This window comes from Halomonas denitrificans (assembly GCF_003056305.1).
In the GTDB taxonomy this organism is placed as follows: Bacteria; Pseudomonadota; Gammaproteobacteria; order Pseudomonadales; family Halomonadaceae; genus Halomonas; species Halomonas denitrificans.
Window position 1 is genome coordinate 134,275 of the sequence record NZ_PYVX01000001.1, and the last position, 18,922, is coordinate 153,196.

19 protein-coding genes are annotated in these 18,922 nt (G+C 70.8%); 5 read left to right on the forward strand and 14 right to left on the reverse strand.

Annotated elements, in window-relative coordinates:
- Window positions 1–97 precede the first annotated feature (97 nt).
- Window positions 98–691 (reverse strand): DNA endonuclease SmrA, encoded by a 594-nt coding sequence (smrA, locus tag C9F13_RS00595; RefSeq protein WP_108444310.1) that lies wholly within the window; start codon window positions 689–691, stop codon window positions 98–100.
- Window positions 692–840: 149 nt separating this feature from the next.
- Here smrA and C9F13_RS00600 point away from each other — a divergent pair, with 149 nt between their 5' ends.
- The 5 genes from C9F13_RS00600 (at window position 841) to C9F13_RS00620 (ending at window position 3,319) form a co-directional block, all read left to right on the forward strand.
- A complete protein-coding gene (locus tag C9F13_RS00600) occupies window positions 841–1,281 on the forward strand; it encodes a gamma-glutamylcyclotransferase family protein (RefSeq protein WP_108444311.1) in 441 nt (146 codons plus the stop codon).
- Window positions 1,282–1,362: 81 nt separating this feature from the next.
- On the forward strand, window positions 1,363–1,710 hold the full coding sequence (gene arsC / locus C9F13_RS00605) for an arsenate reductase (glutaredoxin) (protein ID WP_108444312.1): 348 nt from the start codon (window positions 1,363–1,365) through the stop codon (window positions 1,708–1,710).
- 40 nt (window positions 1,711–1,750) lie between these two features.
- Window positions 1,751–2,374, forward strand: coding sequence for an NAD(P)H:quinone oxidoreductase (wrbA, locus tag C9F13_RS00610; RefSeq protein ID WP_108444313.1), 624 nt, complete (start codon window positions 1,751–1,753; stop codon window positions 2,372–2,374).
- A complete protein-coding gene (locus tag C9F13_RS00615; protein ID WP_108444314.1) occupies window positions 2,371–2,763 on the forward strand; it encodes a DUF2069 domain-containing protein in 393 nt (130 codons plus the stop codon). The genes wrbA and C9F13_RS00615 overlap by 4 nt, the downstream gene beginning before the upstream one ends.
- A gap of 82 nt (window positions 2,764–2,845) precedes the next feature.
- Entirely contained in the window at window positions 2,846–3,319 is a 474-nt protein-coding gene (locus tag C9F13_RS00620; protein WP_108444315.1) for a c-type cytochrome, read from the forward strand.
- A 106-nt stretch (window positions 3,320–3,425) separates the two neighbouring features.
- Here the strand turns inward: C9F13_RS00620 and C9F13_RS00625 are convergent, their stop codons facing one another.
- The 13 genes from C9F13_RS00625 to C9F13_RS00685 all read right to left on the reverse strand — a co-directional run bounded on the left by C9F13_RS00625 (window position 3,426) and on the right by C9F13_RS00685 (window position 18,918).
- Window positions 3,426–4,109: a cytochrome b/b6 domain-containing protein gene (locus tag C9F13_RS00625; RefSeq protein WP_157955126.1), complete on the reverse strand. Its 684-nt coding sequence runs from the start codon at window positions 4,107–4,109 to the stop codon at window positions 3,426–3,428.
- A 229-nt stretch (window positions 4,110–4,338) separates the two neighbouring features.
- Window positions 4,339–6,267, reverse strand: coding sequence for a glutamine--fructose-6-phosphate transaminase (isomerizing) (gene glmS, locus C9F13_RS00630; RefSeq protein ID WP_108444317.1), 1,929 nt, complete (start codon window positions 6,265–6,267; stop codon window positions 4,339–4,341).
- 78 nt (window positions 6,268–6,345) lie between these two features.
- On the reverse strand, window positions 6,346–8,325 hold the full coding sequence (locus tag C9F13_RS00635) for a polysaccharide biosynthesis protein (protein ID WP_108444318.1): 1,980 nt from the start codon (window positions 8,323–8,325) through the stop codon (window positions 6,346–6,348).
- Window positions 8,326–8,392: 67 nt separating this feature from the next.
- Window positions 8,393–9,574, reverse strand: coding sequence for a DegT/DnrJ/EryC1/StrS family aminotransferase (locus tag C9F13_RS00640; RefSeq protein WP_108444319.1), 1,182 nt, complete (start codon window positions 9,572–9,574; stop codon window positions 8,393–8,395).
- Between the two features lie 2 nt (window positions 9,575–9,576).
- Complete coding sequence (locus C9F13_RS00645; protein ID WP_108444320.1) at window positions 9,577–10,275, reverse strand: acetyltransferase; 699 nt, start codon at window positions 10,273–10,275, stop codon at window positions 9,577–9,579.
- On the reverse strand, window positions 10,268–10,864 hold the full coding sequence (locus C9F13_RS00650; RefSeq protein WP_108444321.1) for a sugar transferase: 597 nt from the start codon (window positions 10,862–10,864) through the stop codon (window positions 10,268–10,270). Before C9F13_RS00650 ends, C9F13_RS00645 begins: the two co-directional genes overlap by 8 nt.
- Window positions 10,861–12,111 carry a glycosyltransferase family 4 protein gene (locus tag C9F13_RS00655; protein ID WP_108444322.1) on the reverse strand — a complete coding sequence of 417 codons (1,251 nt, stop codon included), beginning with the start codon at window positions 12,109–12,111 and terminating at the stop codon, window positions 10,861–10,863. The genes C9F13_RS00650 and C9F13_RS00655 overlap by 4 nt, the downstream gene beginning before the upstream one ends.
- An 11-nt stretch (window positions 12,112–12,122) precedes the next feature.
- On the reverse strand, window positions 12,123–13,235 hold the full coding sequence (locus C9F13_RS00660; protein WP_108444323.1) for a glycosyltransferase family 4 protein: 1,113 nt from the start codon (window positions 13,233–13,235) through the stop codon (window positions 12,123–12,125).
- On the reverse strand, window positions 13,195–14,496 hold the full coding sequence (locus C9F13_RS00665) for a hypothetical protein (RefSeq protein ID WP_108444324.1): 1,302 nt from the start codon (window positions 14,494–14,496) through the stop codon (window positions 13,195–13,197). Before C9F13_RS00665 ends, C9F13_RS00660 begins: the two co-directional genes overlap by 41 nt.
- 14 nt (window positions 14,497–14,510) lie before the next feature.
- A complete protein-coding gene (locus tag C9F13_RS00670; RefSeq protein WP_211310877.1) occupies window positions 14,511–15,935 on the reverse strand; it encodes a polysaccharide deacetylase family protein in 1,425 nt (474 codons plus the stop codon).
- Window positions 15,936–15,940: 5 nt separating this feature from the next.
- Window positions 15,941–16,867, reverse strand: a complete 927-nt coding sequence (locus tag C9F13_RS00675; protein WP_108444325.1) for a GNAT family N-acetyltransferase — start codon at window positions 16,865–16,867, stop codon at window positions 15,941–15,943.
- Between the two features lie 15 nt (window positions 16,868–16,882).
- Window positions 16,883–17,467, reverse strand: coding sequence for a GNAT family N-acetyltransferase (locus C9F13_RS00680; RefSeq protein ID WP_108444326.1), 585 nt, complete (start codon window positions 17,465–17,467; stop codon window positions 16,883–16,885).
- Window positions 17,464–18,918, reverse strand: a complete 1,455-nt coding sequence (locus C9F13_RS00685) for a lipopolysaccharide biosynthesis protein (RefSeq protein ID WP_157955127.1) — start codon at window positions 18,916–18,918, stop codon at window positions 17,464–17,466. Before C9F13_RS00685 ends, C9F13_RS00680 begins: the two co-directional genes overlap by 4 nt.
- Window positions 18,919–18,922 lie beyond the last annotated feature (4 nt).

Here is an 18,922-nt window from a genome sequence, read left to right on the forward strand (position 1 = left end):
ACCGCAGCGAAAAAAAACGCAGCGCAATAAACGACGCCGCCGGCCCGAGGGCCGGCGGCGTCGTCAGTTCCGAGCTCAGCGAAGGGCGTCGCTGCCCTCAGCCGCGGCGCTTCTGCTGGCGCTCGCGGTTGTTGGCCTTGGCCCGCTCGCTCTTGCGCAGCATCACCCAGGTGGCGCCCAGGCCGCCGTCCGCCTGGCTCGCCGAGGCGAAGGCCTGGACCTCGTCGAGGCTCTCGAGCCACTTCGCGAGGCACGAGCGCAGCACGTTGGCGGGGCTGTCGATCTCGCGGCCCCGGCCGTGGATGATCATCACCGAGCGAAGGTCATGGGCGTAGGCCTCGCGGATGAAGGGGGCCAGCAGATGGCGGCACTCCTCCAGCGGGCGACGCAGCAGGTGCAGGCTGGCCTGGACCGGGTAGCCGCCATGGCGCAGGCGATCGACGACGCCGGTCTGGATACCGTCCCGGCGGAAGAGCAGCGGATCGAAGGGCGGGAGCAGGTCGATGAAGTCGGTCGAGAGCGGGCCGCCCCCCGGCGTCTCGGCCGCCGCGCTCTCGCGACGGGCCAGCTGTGCCTCGCTGGGCGCGCCGCGGCGGCGACCGGGGTCGGCCCGGTTGGCGGTCTTCGCCAGGGGGCGCACGTCCCCCATCAGCGCCTGGAAATCCTCGTCGTGGCGATTGGGCTGGCTCATGGGGCACCTCCAGGACGTCAAGGGGGGGAGCTCCCATCCTAGCAGAGCCGCGCGGGCGGCTTAAGCGCGCGCCCCGTTCGTGGCAGGATGGCCAGGCACCCGGGGCCCCTCGGTCTTTCAACCGCCACTCACGACGACAAGGAAGCGCCATGCGCCTGCGACACGGCCTCGCCACCCTGGCCATCGCCTCGCCCCTCGCCCTGGCGGGCTGGCTGTGGCTGACCATGCTCAGTCCCTTCACCTACGATCGCCCAGAGCACCTGGCGCCGATCCAGGAGGGCCCCCACCGGGTCTTCGTCTACGGCACCCTGACCCATGCCCCGATCCGCTGGCTGGTCTACGGCCGCGCCGGCGATCCCGAGCCGGCCGTGCTGGAGGGCTTCCGGCGCACGGGGCTGGACCTCGCGCCGGCCCCTTCGGCCCAGGTGGAGGGCCTGCTGCTGCGGGTCGATGCCGAGGAGCTCTCCCGCCTCGACCGCTACGAGCGGCTGGGCCTTCGCTACGAACGGGTGCGAATCGACCTGCGCGACGGCCGGGAGGCCTGGGTCTATCGACGCCTCCCCGAGGCCGCCGAGCCCGGCTCGGGATAGTGCAGCAGCGGGCGGTCGGGTTGTAGCCCCATATCGCCGCCTTCTACAATGGCGACCTTCATCAGGGTTCAAGGAGTCTTCATGGTCGCTATCACCCTCTACCACAACCCGCGCTGCTCCAAGTCGCGCGAGGCGCTGGCCCTGCTCGAGGAGGCCGGCGCGGAGGTGCAGGTGCGCCGCTACCTGGATGAGCCCCTGGCGGCCGCCGAGCTCGAGGCCCTGCTCCAGCGCCTGGAGGGCGAGGTCTCGAGCCTGGTGCGTCAGAACGAAGCCGAGTGGAAGGAGCGCGGTGCCGATGCCGACGACCCGCGCCAGGTCATCGAGGCGGTGCTCGCCCACCCGCGGATCCTGCAGCGTCCGATCGCCGATGACGGGCGCCGCGCCATCGTCGGTCGCCCCCCCGAGGCCATCCGCGCCCTGCTCGGCTGAGCCTCCCTCGCCCGCCCCTCCAGGTCACCCAGGAACCCCCATGACCGCAAACCGCCCGTACGTGCTGATCCTCTTCTACTCTCGCCATGGCGCCACCCGCGCCATGGCGGAGCGCCTCGCCGCCGGCGTCGAGGCGTGCCCGGGCATCGAGGCGCGCCTGCGCACGGTGCCGCCCGTCTCGGCCACCTGCGAGGCGGTGGCGCCCGAGATCCCCGAGGAGGGCGCCGTCTACGCGACCCTCGACGACCTGCGCCACTGCGCGGGCCTGGCCATCGGCAGCCCGACCCGCTTCGGCAACATGGCCGCCCCGCTCAAGTACTTCATCGACGGCACCAGCGAGCTGTGGCTGGGTGGCGCCCTGATCGACAAGCCGGCCACCGCCTTCACCTCCACCTCCAGCCTGCACGGCGGCCAGGAGACCACGCTGATCTCGATGCTGCTGCCGCTGCTGCACCACGGCATGGTCTACGCCGGCCTGCCCTACAGCGAGATCGAGCTGATGGAGACCGCGGGCGGTGGCACGCCCTACGGCGCCAGTCACCTGGCCGGTACGCGCAGCGACCGTCCGCTGGACGAGCAGGAGCGCCGACTCGCCTTCGCCCAGGGCAAGCGCGTCGCGCGCCTCGCCCTGGCTCTCGAGGCGTCGCGCCGGGAGACCAAATGAGACAGTGGCTGGAAGGCCTGGAGGCCCGCAAGGGACTCGACCACCTGACCGACGCCTCGCGCCGGCTGGTGCTCGGCAGCTACGGCGTGCTGCTGGCGCTGATGCTCTATCGCGGGGTGCTCGTCAGCACCGACGGCAATCCCCTGGTGCCGCTGGTGGCCTTCGTGCTGCCGCTGGTGCTCTTCCTGCCATCGATCATCGCCCGTCGCCCCCGCGGCCACGCCTGGCTCTCCTTCGTCAGCCTGCTCTACTTCACCCAGGGCGTGATGGTCGCCACCCTGCCCGGCCAGGGGCTGCGCGGCACGGCCGAGGCACTGGTCTCCCTGGCACTGTTTGTCGGCTGCATGGGCTACGCGCGGTTTCGCAGCCGCCAGCAGCGGGCCGGCTAGCGGCGGAGGCAAAAAATGCTAGGCTGGTCGGGCTCGTCGGCACTCGACGACGAGCCCGAACCGACACGAAAAGGAGATCGTGATGACCCCGATGCGCACCCCGCTCATCGCCGCCGCTACCCTGGCCGTCTCGCTGACGGCCGCCACCAGCAGCCAGGCCGCCGACGTCGACAAGGCCATCGAGTACCGCCAGGACGCCCTGGGCGTCATGGCCTGGCAGATCGGGCCGCTGAGCGACATGGCCCAGGGCAAGATCGAGTTCGACGCCGAGGCCTTCACCCGCCGGGCCGAGAACCTCGCCGCCGTCGCCCCGCTGCCCTGGGAAGGCTTCGTCGAGGGTTCGCTGCAGGGCGATGGCCACGGCGTCGAGACCGATGCCCTCTCGGCGATCGCCGACGACCGGGAAGACTTCGAGTCACGCCAGCAGGCCCTGATCGAGGAGTCCGCGACCCTGGCCGAGCTCGCCCAGGGCGACGACGTCACCGCCATGCGCCGCCAGGTCGCGGCGGTCGCCAATACCTGCAAGGGGTGCCACGACAACTACAAGGCCGAGTGAGCCGACGACAGACGTCGATCAGCGAGGAGGCGGCCTGCGGGCCGCCTCCTCGTTTGGTGTCATCGCGGCCCGATTGCGCGCAGCCCGAACGACCGCGGCTCGATCGTCACAGCCGCCAGAGCCAGGCCACCGCGGCGACCGCCACCAGCATCAGCGCGGCCGCGCGCCCCGGCCGAGCCGCGTCGCGAACCGGCGACTCATCGGCGACGTCCAGGGGCCTGGCGTCCAGCCGCTTGGTGCCGTGGACCATGGCGCCGACCAGGCGCTCACCCTTCAGGCGATGGAACAGCAGCGCCACCAGGTGCAGGCCGATCAAGACGATCAACAGCTGGCCGTTCCAGTGGTGCAGGGTGCGCAACGCATCGCTGGTCCCCGCGGCGACCCGATCGTACAGCGGCGCCTGGAAGAAGATATCGTCGCTCAGGAAGAGGCCGCTTAAGGCCTGCACGCTCAGCGACACCAGCATGACCAGCACCGCCAGGCCGCCCAGGGGATTGTGGCCGGCATAGGGCGGCAGCGACCCGCGGCGCAGGGACCGCAGATAGTTCAGCATGGCGCGCGGCCGGTACAGGAAGTGCCACACGCGGGCGTGACGGCTCCCCGCCAGCGCCCAGCCCCAGCGGAAGAGCAGCAGGCCCAGCACCACCAGGCCGGCCCGGGCATGGATCTCGACGGGAAAGACGAAGGGGGCCCCCGGCGTCTTCATGGTGTAATAGGAGAGCGCCACGGCGCCCACCAGCGCCCAGTGAAACAGACGAATCGGTAGATCCCAGACTCTGATGCGGTGCATATTGCTGGCTCCTTGCCTTCCTGCCATCGCATGTTCTTCTCCCGGGCGAACCCGGATCGTGTCGGCACATGATAGCCCGCCCGGGGGCGCTGTCCGACCCTGAGCGGAAGACAAGACACTTTCGGGGCAAAGGCGCTACGCCCGGCGGCATGGCTCGGTCATGTTCACAGCCGCCGGCCGCGAACATGACAGAACCGGGCGCCCCGAGGCGCCCGGCTTTGCCCGTCCCTCACTCGACGGTGACCGACTTGGCCAGGTTGCGGGGCTTGTCCACGTCGGTCCCCCGCGCCACGGCGACGTGGTAGGAGAGGAACTGCAGCGGCAAGCTATAGACGATGGGCGCGAGGAAGCGGCACACCGCCGGCACCCAGACCACCTCCAGTCCTTCCGCGCTGGCAAGGCCGGTATCCGGATCGGCGAAGGCCAGCACCCTCCCGCCCCGGGCCCGCACCTCCTGGAGGTTCGAGGCCAGCTTTCCCACCAGGCCATCCATCGGCGCCACCGCGACCACCGGCATGCCCTCGGCAATCAGCGCCAGGGGACCATGCTTGAGCTCGCCCGCGGCGAAGGCCTCGGCATGGATATAGGAGATCTCCTTGAGCTTCAGGGCTCCTTCGAGAGCGATCGGGAAGTGCGCGCCCCGCCCCAGGAAGAGGCTGTGCTCGCGATCCCGGAACCGATCCACCAGGTCGGCGGTCACCCCATCCAGCGCCAGGGCATCGCCCAGCACCGTGGGCAGGTAGCGCAGGCGACGCACCAGGCGGGCGGTCAGCCCCGCCTCGCCCCCCCGTACCTGACGCTGCGCCAGGGTCAGCAGCATCAGCGCGGTCAGCTGGGTGGTGAAGGCCTTGGTGGAGGCCACGCCGATCTCCGGTCCGGCATGGGTCAGCAGGGTCAGGGTCGCCTCCCGGGCCAGGGAACTGCCGGGCACGTTGCAGATCGCCAGGCTGCCCAGGTAGGGCGATTCCCCTGTCGCGGCATCGGCGGAGAGGGCATGACGCATCGCCGCCAGGGTATCGGCGGTCTCCCCGGACTGGGAGAGGGTCACGAACAGCGTGCCCTCCGGGGCCACCACCCGCCGGTAGCGATACTCCGAGGCCACCTCGACCTGACAGGGGACTCCCGCCAGCTCCTCCAGCCAGTAGCGGGCCACCAGGGCGGCATGGTAGCTGGTCCCGCAGGCCACCAGGTGGATCTGGCGCGTGGCCCCCAGGAGCGCCTGTGCCGCGTCGCCGAGTGCATCGACCAGCACCTCGTCCTCGCCCAGGCGCCCCTCCAGGGTGTTGGCCACCGCCAGCGGCTGCTCGTGGATCTCCTTGAGCATGTAATGGGGAAATTCGCCCTTGTCGATCGCCTGATCGTCGTGCTCGTAGCGCACCACGGGGCGCTCCACGCGGACGCGGTCGGAGTCCTGGCGCGCTTCGCCGGCCTCCGGGGCATCGCCGCCGGTGACCGGGACGCCTTCACGAACGCTGGCGCTCGCCAAGCCATGCACCCGGCAGTGGCCGTGGGTGGCGACGACCAGGTCCCCGTCCTCCAGGTAGATGAAGCGGTCGGTGACCGAGAGCAGCGCCAGGGGATCCGAACCGAGGTAGTGCCCCTGCTCCCCGATACCGACGACCAGGGGGCTGCCCTGCCGCATGCCGATCATGCGTTCGGGATCATCGGCATGGATCACGCCCATGGCATAGGCGCCGTCGAGCTGGTCCGCGGCCCGGGCCACGGCCTCGGTGAGGTCGTTCGCCGCCATCAGCTCCTTGTCGATGAGATGGGCGATGACCTCGGTGTCCGTCTGGGAGTCGAACCGATAGCCGGCCGATTCGAGGCGCTCACGCAGCACGCCGTGGTTCTCGATGATCCCATTGTGAACCACGGCGATCTTGCCGGAGACATGGGGATGCGCATTGTCCTGGCTGGGGGCGCCGTGGGTCGCCCAGCGCGTGTGAGCGATGCCGCTCCTGCCCGATAGGGGTCGGCTGGCCAGCGCCGCCTCCAGGGCGGCCACCTTGCCGACCTCGCGGGTGCGCCCCAGGACACCGGGCGCCTCGACCAGTGCCACGCCGGCCGAGTCATACCCGCGGTATTCCAGTCGCCTGAGGCCTTCCACCAGGACCGGCAGGATATCCTGCGTCCCCACGGCTGCTACGATGCCACACATCTTGGGTTCCTCCCTGACCATCCCCGGCGTCGCCGGGGGAAAATGATTGATTGATACGACGTCGCGAAATGGCGAGCCCTAGGGCGTGACGGGTTGCTGGGCTGCGCCCCGTCGCCGCCCGCCGGCTCGCAGGGGGACCACCGACGGCGATGCCTCACCGGGCACGCCGCCGGCCTGCCACACCAGGTCGACGATCTCGCCCTGGGGGCGATAGGCCGTGGGCGCCTCGAGCAACAGCTCGCGGATCCGGTCGTGACGAAAGCCCAGGCACGCCTGGAACAGCTCCTCCAGGAACGGCTGGAGCCTGTCCCAGCTCCAGCACACCTCATTGGCCGTCATGATCCGCGGATGCGAGGTGGCCGCCACGTCATTGCCGACCAGCAGTTCCTCGTAGAGCTTCTCGCCGGGCCGCAGCCCGGTGTAGGCGATCGCGATATCCCCCTCCGGGTGATGCTCGTCATTCACCCGCAGCCCCGACAGACGCACCATCTGGCGCGCCAGCTCGGCGATCTTCACCGGCTCGCCCATGTCCAGCACGAAGACATCGCCCCCCTGGGCCATGGCCCCGGCCTGGATCACCAGCTGCGACGCCTCGGGAATCGTCATGAAGTAGCGGGTGATCTCGGGGTGCGTGACGGTGATCGGTCCCCCCGACTGGATCTGGCGGCGGAAGAGCGGCACGACCGAGCCGCTCGAGCCCAGCACGTTGCCGAAGCGCACCATGGCGAAGCGGGTGGCCGGGCCGTCCGCGGCGATGGCCTGGCAGACCAGTTCGGCCATGCGCTTGGTCGCCCCCATGACATTGGTCGGGCGCACCGCCTTGTCGGTGGAGACCAGCACGAAGGTCTCGACGCCGGCGGCGACTGCCGCCCTGGCGGCCTCGCGAGTGCCGAACACGTTGTTGCGGATGCCCTCCACCACGTTGTGCTCGACCATCGGGACATGCTTGTAGGCGGCCGCGTGATAGACCGTCTGCACCCCGAAGGCCCTCATGACCGCCTGCACGCGCTGCTGGTGCTGGACCGAGCCGAGCAGGGCCTCGATGGGGATCTCGAGGCCCTGCGCCTCGGCCATCTGTCGCAACTCCTGTTCGATGCGATAGAGGCTGAACTCCGAGAGTTCCAGCAGCAGCAGCCGGGCGGGCGACTGGCGCAGGATCTGGCGACACAGCTCCGAGCCGATGGAGCCGCCGGCCCCGGTGACCATGACCACCCGGCCGCGGATGTTGGCGTCCATCAGCGACTGATTGGGGGGCACCGGATCTCGGCCGAGCAGGTCCTCCACCGCCACGTCGCGGATCTCGCTGATGCTGGCCCGTCCCGACACCACGTCGGCGATGCCGGGAATGGTCTGCACGGTGAGGCCCTGGGGCTCGAGCTCGGCCAGGATCTCGCGGCGCCGGCCGCGACTGGCGCTGGGCATCGCCAGCAGCACCCGCTGCGCGCCATAGCAGTCCGCCAGATAGCCCAGCTGCTTGGGCGGGTAGACCTTGATGCCCTCGATGAAGGTGTCATGCAGGCTCGTGACGTCATCGACGAAGGCCACCGGCAGATACTCCATGCCGTGGCGCAGGGAGGCCGCCACCTGTCGCCCCGCCGCCCCGGCCCCGTAGATCACCACCCGCGGCTTGTGCAGCACCTGGCTGCGCAGGTAAAAGGCACGCAGGGCGAAGCGCACGCCACCGATCGTCATCAGCGCCAGGAGGGCATAGATGAAGGGCACGGAGCGCGGCACGCCCAGATGGAACAGGTAGCTGGCCATGGGCAGCGTCAGGGCCGAGACCACCACCCCGACCAGCACGGCGCGAATGGCCTTCGAGCTCATGTAGCGGATCACCGCACGGTAGAAGCCCAGGCGGATGAAGATCACCAGGCTCACCGGAATCAGCACCAGCAGGGCCGCCCAGGTCTCGACCTGGGCCAGCCGTCCCCACTCCTCGAGCCGCAGCAGCATGGCGGCGAGGAAGCTGATCGAGATCAGGACGCAGTCCACCAGGACCTGGATGGCCCGCTTGCGACGCCTCGGCAGGCGGAACAGCGGTTGCAGCAACTCGAACATCGTGGTCTCCCGGGTTCCTGCCTTGGAACCCTCCGGGGCCGGACACCTGCCCGGCCGTGATGATCGGTCAGGGCCGGGGCGTCGCCCGGGCCATGACCTCCCCCAGCACCTTCACCGTGAGCGCCATCTCGGCCTCTCCCAGGGTCGGGTGCACGAGAAACATCAGGCTGGTCTCGCCGAGCTCCCGGGCGACCGGCAGGGGCTCGGCGGGACGCCATCCCGTGCCATCGAAGGCCCGCTCGCGATAGACCTCCGAGCAGGACCCCGAGAAGCACGGCACCCCGCCCTCGACCACGGCCTGCTGGATGCGATCACGATCCCACCCCTCGGCCAGGGCCTCGGGGTCCACGAACACGTAGGCCTTGTAGGCCGCATGCTCGATGTCGTCGGGCAGGCTCGGTACCCGCAACCCGGGCATCGCGCGCGCGGCCTGCCAGAGGGTCTGGGCGTTGTGGCGGCGCTGGTGGGTCCAGTCGGGCAGGCGCGCGAGCTGGATCCGGCCGATCGCCGCCTGCATCTCGGTCAGCCGCCAGTTGGTGCCGAAGCTCTCGTGGAGCCAGCGGAAGCCGGGTGGATGCTCGCGCTCGTAGACCGCCTCCCAGCTCTTGCCGTGATCCTTGAAGGCCCACATGCGCTGCCACAGCTGGCGATCGTTGGTGGTGACCATGCCGCCCTCGCCACCGGTGCTCATGATCTTGTCCTGGCAGAACGACCAGGCCGCCACGTCCCCGAGGCCACCGACGCTGCGGCCCCGGTAGCGGGCCCCGTGGGCCTGGGCGCAGTCCTCGATGACGGCCAGCCCGTGCCGGCGTGCCAGTGCCGTGAGCGGGGCCAGGTCGCAGGGCCAGCCGGCCAGGTGGACGGCGAGGATGGCCCGGGTCCGCGGGGTGATCCTGGGCGCCACCGTGTCCGCCGTGATGTTCTGGCTGTCGCGGTCCACGTCGGCGAACACCGGGATCGCCCCGGCATTGACGATGCTGGAGACCGAGGCCAGGAAGGTCCGCGAGGTGACGATCACCTCGTCCCCCTCGCCCACGCCCAGCCCGTGCAGTGCCAGGTCGAGGGCGGTGGTGCCGTTGGCGACCGCGACGGCGTAGTCGGCGTTGGCGAACTGGGCGAACTCCCGCTCGAAGGCACGGCCCTCCTCGCCGGTCCAGTAGTTGACGCGATTCGAGCGCAGCACGCGCGACACCGCGGCCACCTCCTCCTCGGAGAAGTCCGGCCAGGGGGGAAAGGGTCCGTTGAGCATCGCTAGGTTCCTTGTGATTCCGGTAGAAGGTGAGGCGAGTGGACGGGCTCGGCGGGCACCGCCCCGGCATTGCGGCGCAACGGCCGTGCCGGGACGCCGACCACCGTCAGTTGCGGGGCGATATCGCCGACCACCGCGGCGCCGGCGCCGATCACGGCATCCGCCCCGATGCTCACGCCCTGGCGGACCGCGGCGCCGACGCCGATCCAGGCCCCGCGATCGACCGAGACGTTGCCCGAAAGGTTGGCGCCCGGTGCCACGTGCACGCCGGCCTGCAGGCGGCAGTCGTGGTCCACCGTCGCGGCGGTATTGACGATGCAGCCCGGCCCCAGCTCGGCGAAGGCGTTGATGACCGCCCCGGCGACCACCACGCAGCCCTGTGCCAGCCGGGCATGGGGACTGACCGAGGCCCGCGGATGGATCAGCGAGACCAGGGGCGCGCCCGCGGTTCGCAGCGTTTCCAGCTTGGCCTGGCGGACGCGGTTGTCGCCGATCGCGACGACGACTCCATCGACCCCGTCGAGGTCGCGCAGCAGGGCATCCAGGCCTCCGACCACCGGCCAGTGCGCCAGGCACGCCCGGTCGGGCCAGGCATCGTCGTAGAAGGTGATTCGCTGCCAGCCACAGTGGGCGGCGATATCCGCCACCACCTTGCCGTGACCGCTGGCCCCGAGGATCGCCAGGGCACCGCGCCTACTCATGCCGCGACCCCCGGAAACGGGGCATGGCCACCTCGCCGTCGTGGGCGATGCCCTCCCGGGCGACGACCTTGGCGACGGTCATGGCCAGGATCTTCAGGTCCAGCCACAGCGTGCGGTGATCGACGTACCATACGTCGAGGGCGAACTTCTCCTCCCAGCTCAAGGCGTTGCGGCCGTTGACCTGGGCCCAGCCGGTCACGCCGGGACGCACCTCGTGGCGGCGAAACTGCTCGGCGTCGTAGAGCGGCAGGTAGTCCATCAGCAGCGGCCTTGGCCCCACCAGGCTCATGTCGCCCTTGAGCACGTTCCAGAGCTCGGGCAGCTCGTCGAGGCTGGTCGCCCGCAGCTTCTCGCCGAAGGGGGTCAGCCGCTCGGCATCCGGGAGCGGCCTGCCCTGTGCATCCTCGCCGTCACGCATGGTGCGGAACTTGATCATCTGGAAGGGGCGACCGTGACGCCCCGGGCGCGTCTGGCGAAACAGCACCGGGGCGCCGAGGTTGCGCCTCACCACCAGGGCGATCCCCAGCAGCAGCGGCGACAGCAGGAGCAGGGCCACCAGGGCCACCAGGAGGTCCATCAGGCGTTTCATGTCGCTTCCTCCACGACGTCGTCCATCACGTCGGCCAGCCGGCCACTCAGGATGCGGTAGCTGTAGGTCTCTTCCATGTGGCGGCGCCCGGCCTCGCCCATTCGCGCGCGGGCTTCCGGCGACAGGCGCGCCATGGCCAGGATGCCCTCGGCCAGCGCCTGCGGGTCCTCCGGCGGCACGCTGATCCCCGCGCCCGCGTCGGCCACCGGGTCGTTGACGGCCCCGGAGGCGATCACCACCGGACGCGCGGCGGCCATGTAATCGAAGAGCTTGTTCATGCTGATGCCGAAGCGGTAGAGCTGCGGCAGGTCGCGGACGGTGATCACGAAGGCATCCGCCTCCCGCGCCAGGGCCGGGATCTCGCGCCGCGGCACCGGGTCCTCGAAGGAGACCCAGCGACCGTCGAGCCCCAGGGCCTCGGCCTGTCGCCTGAGCGCCGGCTTGAGGGCGCCGTCACCGATCAGGCGCAGGCGGACTCTTGGCTCGTCGGCCGACAGGCGGTCCCGCACCCGGCCCATGGCGTCGATGAGCACGTCCAGGCCATTGGCGTCACCGTGGGAGCCGAAGTACATCAGGGTGAGGGGGGCCTCGGCCGGCGGGGCCTCCGGCCGGTCCGGCGCCGGGTAGTCGGCCAGATCGACGCCGTTGGAGAGCCACACCACCCGCTCGGCGGGCACGCCCTGGGGCGCCACGTAGTCCACCGCCCGCGGCAGCAGGGTCAACACCCGGCGAGCCCGGCGATAGAGGAAGGTCTCCAGGACGCGCATCGCCCGGGTGGTCGGGCTTCCCTCGGCCAGGCGTCCCATGTCGATCAGTGTCTGGGGCCAGAGGTCGCGCACCTCGAAGACGAAGGGCACGCCGTGGCGGCGGGCCAGCCACCAGCCGGCCAGCGCGGCGAAGGGATGGACGCTCGAGCCGATGATCAGGTCGGGAGCCGGCAGCTCCCGCAGGCGGCCGGGACGCAGCGCCTGCAGGCTATAGTGCAGCATGTTCTTCATCCGGCCGCCGCCGTTGCCGCGATATTCCGGGGTGCGGAGCCACAGGAAGCGCACCTCGTCGCAGTGCTCCAGGCGGCGCGTCTCCCGCGGCGCGAGTCGCTGATGGCCGCTGGGGTGCTCGACGCTGGCCGCGATGAGCGTCGCCTGCCAGCCGTGGGCCGGCAGGTAGCGGGCGAGCTGGTAGTGCCGCATCCCCCCGGACCCGCCGGGATGGTTGGCATAGTGGTTCAGGATCCAGACGTGCTTCATGGGGGCCTCGCTCAACGGAAAAGCGCTTGGTAGGTGTCCAGGAGCTTTCGCTCCTCCTGCGCCCAGTTGAAGCGCTCGGCCACCGCCCGCTGGCCGTTCTCGCCCATCTTGCGGGCGCGCTCGGGATGGGCGTGCAGGTAGTCGATGGCCTCGGCGATGGCCGACGGGTCGAGGGGGTCGACGCAGAGCCCGCAGTCACTGGACGTGATGATCTCCCGCCACAGCGGGAAGTCGGAGGCGATCACCGGCAGGCCGGCGCTCATGTACTCGAACATCTTCACCGGCAGGGCATCGAGGTAGTTGATCACCGGATGCAGGGTCACCAGGCCCGCCGTGGCGGTGGTCATCACCCGCCGCACCCCGGCCCGGTCGAGATGGCCCAGGGCATCGACCCGGGACCAGCCCGGATACCCCTGGACCTCCTGCTCGACGCTCGCCTCGCTGAAGCGCCCGGCGAGCTGGAGGCGGCACGGCGTCGTCAGGCGCTCCATGGCCCTGACGATCTCGCGGATGCCGCGGATCGAGCCGATGCTCCCCACGTAGCAGACCGAGGCCGCCTCATGGCGTGGCGCCGGCGATGCGTCGCCGGCGACCAGTTCGCCGCCCAGCGGGAAGTTGTTTACGTCCACCGCCCGGGGGTGGAAGACGCTGAACAGGTCGCGGATATGGGGGGTCGCCGCCACGACCGCGTCGAAGCGCCGGCAGGCGTGGCGCTGATAGCCCTCGACCGTGCGCGACAGCACCCGCCGGACCGGGGCACTGAGGTAGTGCTTGGCCAGCACCTGGCGCGGCAGGTCCTCATGGGCGTCGTAGATCACGACCTTGCCCCGACGCTTGAGGCGCAGCCCCACCGGCAGCAGCTCCGGGTCATGGAGGTGGTAGACGTCGGCATCCAGGGCGCGGGCCAGGCGCTCGACCCGGCGCGTCGTTCTCAGGATACGGTTGAGGCGTCCCGGCAGCCGGCCGGCGTCGTGGATGTCGACCCCGTCGCGCTGCTCCTGGCCCTTTCCGTCGGCCACCACCAGGTGGACCCGGTGCCCCGCCGCCGAGAGCGACCGGCACTGCTTGTGGAAGATCCGGGTATCAAGGCGCGGATGGGCGGAGGTCAGGTGTGCCACTTTCATGGTTGTCTCTTCCTTGTGAGGTCTCGTCACATCCCGCGGGGACGTGCGCATCGTCGTGATCGAGGGGCCGGCGGGAGCGCACCAGGGCATTGGCGAAGCTCCCCCAGCCGAGCGCCGGCAAGGGCCAGAAGACCGGCTTGGCAATCAGCATCAGCAGCAGGCAGACGGCGTTGAGGGCGAAGGCGAACACCCAGCAGGCCGACAGGTCGCGGCACAGCACCATGCGGTAGGTCGCCCCGGCGAGGGCGGTCAGGGTCAGGCCCAGATAGAGGACGAACCCGGGCAGGCCGTAGTTGACCCAGGCCGAGAGCACGTTGTGGGCATAGCCGCCCGAGCCGCCGCTGGCGCTGACGTGGCCGGCGAACTCGCCGATCAGCGGGTGGGCGAGGAGCTGCTCCACCGCCGCCCGCTCGAGCTGCTGACGGGCCTGCCAGGAGCTGTCGCCGGCGAGGTCCAGCACCTGGAACTGGCGACTCTCGGCGATGGCCTCGAACTGGCTCACCACCGTGGCGACCCCGAGCCCGAGGACAGCCAGCAGGATCAGCAGGTAGCGGGCGCTCATCCCCGACCAGAGCATCAGCAGGCCCATGGCCAGCAGCAGGAAGCCATAGAGCTCGGAGCGCGCCCCGAGCAGGAACATGACGAAGCTGCCCAGGCCGATCACGGCGGCCCGGGCCAGGGCCGAGCGCGATACCGCGATCAGGAACACCAGCATCACCAGGGCACTGCGCGCGTAGCCCTGATAGGTCGAGACCTCCTCGGTGGACTCGCCCAGGCCGCGCGCGACGAACATCACCTGGCCCGTGGTGGCCGCGAAAACGGCCAGGTAGATCACCGTGATCGCGAAGGCGAGCCACATGCCGCCCACCAGCCAGCGCGCCTCCAGCGGCAGCCGGTAGGCCAGCAGGAACAGCACCAGCCAGAGCACCACCGTCTCCACGGACTGGATGGCCGCCACCCGCATCGCCGTGCCGCCCTCGACGAGATAGCCGGCGCCCGACCAGACCAGCACGAAACCGAGCAGGCCGATGACGCCCAGCGCATAGCCGGGCACGAGGCTCAGCAGGTCGCGCTGCAGGTAGGGCAGCAGCGGCAGGTAGAGGGCCGCCAGCAGCACCGTCATCAGGCCGAACATGCCCCCCAGGAAGGCCGGGATCAGGCCCAGGGCCACCAGGGTGTGGTAGAACAGGTAGCCGGGATAGAGCACCAGCAGGCCCGCCCCGGAGAGTCGGGCGGCCAGCGCATCGGACGACAGCAGCACGCTCCGGGTCCCCCTCAGGCCGCCAGCACCCGCTCATAGAGCGCGCGCTGCTTGGTGGTGACCAGTTCGGAGTTGTGCCAGAGCAGGGTGAAGCTTCCCCCCAGGGCGCGGCAGCGGGACTTGAGGGTGGCGAAGCGCTCGAAGGCGGCCTCGCCGGTCCCAAGCCCGAGGTAGGACGCCCCGATCACCGACGACTCCATGGCGATCAGCGGACGGATGCGCAGCCCCGGCGCCTCGCCCCTTACCGGGTCGAAGGCCGGGTACTCGAAGCAGGTCCCGCAGCGAAAGCCCGGCGTCTCGGCATAGCCCAGGGTGCTGTCATAGCTCATGCCGGCCTGCTGCCAGCCCTGCAGGGTCATCGGGGTATGCCAGCGCAGGTAGTGCATGCGCCCGCCCCAGGTCGCCTGCTCGATGCCCTCCTCGCCGCACACGCGACGCAGCCGGTCGGCCTCGTTGGCCAGTTCCTTGGGGTTGCGGTAAGTGTGGTAGCTGGGATGCAGGCCGATCTCGTGGCCACGGGCATGGATGCGCCGCAGCAGGTCACGGATGGCCGGGTGCTCCGGCTCGTAGTCGGCATCCAGCCGCGGGTCGGTGCGCCCGCAGATGAAATAGAAGGCGCTCGTCAGGCCATGGCGCTCCGAGGTCGCCATCAACCACTCGAAGGTATTCAGGGGGTCGAGGGGATGCAGCGCCCGTCGGGTGGTCAACCAGACCCAGGGGCCGAGCAGCAGCGCCTGGGGACGCCGGTGACGCAGGGTGTCGCCGGCCATCACCCGCAGCAGACGGAGATCCCCGGCGAAGCCGTAGCGACTCGGCCGGTCCACGTCATGGGTGGGCCGGGTGGTGAAGCGATGCTCGCGCAACGTCGCCCCCGGCCACTGGCGCCGCATGACCTGGCCCAGGATATCGAGCCACTCGTCGACCACCGGGCGGTCGAGGTAGCCGTGCCGTCCACCGTGGGAGGCGCTGGCCGGGAAGCGGCCGTGTCGGTCGCGGGCGTCGGCGTCGACCTCCTCCTGGCGGCTGAGCATCCAGTAGGCCAACCCCGGGATATCGTAGTGGACGACCCAGCCCTCGGCGTCCTGCTCGACCAGCGGCGTCGGCAGGCCATCGTCACCGGGGGCCGGCAGCGGCATGCCCAGGGGCGGCCGGAACCCCTCGGCCCCGGCGTCCCACTGGCCGTGGGGCAAGTCGGCGCCGACCAGGAAGAAGTCCGGCTGGCGGCGGTCGAAGAGGATCCGCCCCCGCTCCCCCTCGAGGCGCAGCGAGAGGCATCCCGCCTCCTCGCGACACAGGCTGACCGGCAGGCCATAGCGCTCCACCAGCACCCGGGAGAGCCAGCGGAGTACCGGGTCGCCGGCCGCCGTGGCGCCGGCCGCCGGGGCACTGGCGGCAACGGGGGCCGACGAGGGGCCCTGTCGCTCTGCGACGGTATGCATGTCGTTCATTTCCTCATCCTTTTCAGCAGCATGCCGACCGTGGCATAGGCTTCCCGGGCCAGGTGACGCGGGCCGCGTTCACTGATCGCGTAGTGGCAGACCAGGCGTCCTCCCCAGGCCTCCTTCATTTCCGCCACCGGGGGAATGTTGGCCCCGATGAAGTCGAAGACCCGGCACTCCCGCGCGGCGAAATGCTCCAGGGCATACTCCGCGACCAGGTTGTTGACGCCGTCCTTGAGGGCCGGGGTCTTCATCCCCGCCGACCAGGCCAGGGCGTGGCCCCCCGGCACGAACAGGCAGACGCGGGCCCCCTGGGGATGGCCCTCGGCGTCGCGGGCCAGGAAGCAGACGACATGGTCGGGGCCGAGCAGGCCGGCGAGCCGCTCGAGATCGGCGGCGTCGAGGCGGTAGTCGAAGCCCTTGCGGGCTTCGGGGCCGGCCAGGCACTCGGCCACGGCCGCATAGTCGTCGCTGACCGCGCAGCGATAGCCGAGGCGATGGCACTTGCGGGCCTTCTTCCGCGCGCTGGGATCGATGCGGGCCTCCCGCTCGGCGATCTCCAGGTGGTAGGTGAACCGGGGACGCACCGCCATGCCGGCCCACTCGAAGGGCCGCGCATCGCAGGCCTCGGCCGACAGGCTCAGGCTGCCGCCCAGCCCCCGCTCCCGGAACGCCGCGGCCAGGCGGGTCAACGCCAGGCGCCGGCGACGGTTGATGGCGGCGGGACGGTCGCTGGCACAGCGGAAGGCGATCGGCAGGTGCGGGTTGCGCGGCGGCGTGACCAGCCGGCCGCGACGGTTGCGGTACAGCACCGTCTGCAGTTCCCAGCCCGTACCCTTCTCGGGCCCCAGCTCGAGCCTCTCGGCCGTCAGGTGCCAGCGACGCTGATTGAACTCGATCCAGCCCGGGTGAAACAGGGGATCCATGTGCATGTTGATTCCTTTCACTCAGTTGGCATCCCGGAGCCAGCGGACCAGGTACTGCCGTTCGTCTCCCGTTGCCGGGTCGCGGTAACGCTCCCGGGGAACGAAGCCCTGCTTGGTCGCCGACGCCAGGGAGGCGGGGTTGTCCAGCGAGATGCGCGTCGAGATCCCGCGATAGCCCTGGGCGGCGAAGTGCGCGATCGCCGCGCCGCGAAGCGCCGTGCCCACCCCCCGACCCGCCATGTCGGGATGGACCCCGATGAATCCCTCGTGGATGGTGCCCTCGCGGCGATCCCGGGGCGTGACATAGAAGAGGTCCATGCCCACCACCCGTGGGCACCCCGCCTTCCCGACCACCGCGACCATCACCAGCCGATCCCCGGCGAGCCGGCACAGCGCGCGCTTCAGCCAGTCGGGCCGACGGCCGCGATGGATGTCGGCATACAGGGTCAGCACCTGGTCGTACTCGTCGGGCGTCATGCCGCGGATGAGGGCCATGGCCCCCAGCTGGGACGGCATCGCCGTGTGTCGCCGGGCGGCGAGCAGGTTGTGGGCCAGCGTGAGGCCACCGCCGGCGGCCGCGCCGAGGCGTCTGAGGTGTCGTGTCACGAGTGCTTCCCTCCTCGTCCGGCCCGAAGCCGCCACCAGGTCCAGGCGGCCGCCAGGGGCACCAGGGCGGCCAGCAGCCCGGCCAGGGGCAGCGCTCCCTGCAGGTACGGCCACACCAGCGGCAGGCTCAGGACGGTGAACATCAGCAGGTGCCCCAGTTCCTGCGCCGCGCAGCGCCGCAGCGACAGGCCCGCCTTGCGGAAGAACCAAGCCTGCTGCAGCAGGTAGACCAGGGCGCTGGTCACGGCGAAGGCCAGGATGGCGGTATCCGCGGAGGCGCCGGCGAGGTAGAGCCCGAGCAGCACGCCGAAGCGCGCCACCAGCATGCCGAACTGGGCCACCAGGGCATCCCGTTGCAGCTCCAGCACGCTCGCCAGCATGGAGAGCGGCGACCACTGGAACTGGATGTAGATCCACGGCAGCATCCACTGGGCATAGAGGCCGGCCTTGCGCCACTGCTCGCCGAACAGCACGGCGAAGAGTTCGGGGCCGACGGCCATCAGCGCCACCAGCGGCGGGATGCCCAGGATGGCGAGCTTGCGATGCAGGCCCCCGACCAGGTCGGCCAGCTCGCCGTCGCGCCGCGCCTGGGCGGCGTGGGCCAGGAAGACGCTGCCGACAGCGTTGCCGATCAGGCTGACGGGCAGGGTCAGGATGCGCAGGGTCAGGGCGTAGAGCCCGGCCACCGGCGCCCCGAAGAGGGCGATCAGCACGATCGGGGCCAGCTGCAGGCTGCCGGTGTTGAACAGGCCGGTCCAGGTCGAGTAGAGCGGAAAGCGCCGATGTCGCCAGCCCTGGCGTCGCATCTCGGCCAGCGAGACGCGACGGAAGGCCGGGTGGCGAAGCGCCGCCAGGGTCAGGCCGGTGGCCCCCACGCCCTGCCCCGCCGCCTGGCCGCCGAGCAGGGCCACCGGCCCCAGGCCCGCGCCGCCGACCTGGATGCCCAGGGTCCCGAGGGCCTGCCAGATCCGGGTGCGGGCCACATGGGAGAAGCACCGGGTCCTGACCGCCCACTTGTTGAACACCTGGTAGCCCCCCACGAACACCACCCCCACCGGCAGCAGCCAGAGGTAGGCGGCGAGTGTCTGCGCGCCCAGCAGGGCCGCCAGGGTCTCCGACCAGAGCAGCACCGCGAGCAGCGCTAGCCCGGCGGTCAGCAGCACGCACACCACGCCGATCAGCGCCAGGCTCGCCGCCTCGTGGTCGGCCTCGGGCAACGGGATCGCCAGCTCGTAGCGCCCCGCCGCCACCACCGTGAACAGCGCCAGGCAGGCGGTGAACACGGCCAGCAGGCCGAAGTCCTCGGGGCCATAGAGGCGCGTCAGCAGGGGCGCCGCCGCCAGCATCAGCAGTTGCGCCCCGGCGGTGCCGCCGACGAGCACCCCGACCCCGCGGGCAAAGGCGTCGGTCGGCAACAGGCGGCGGACAGGACGGGCCACTCGACTCAACACGGAC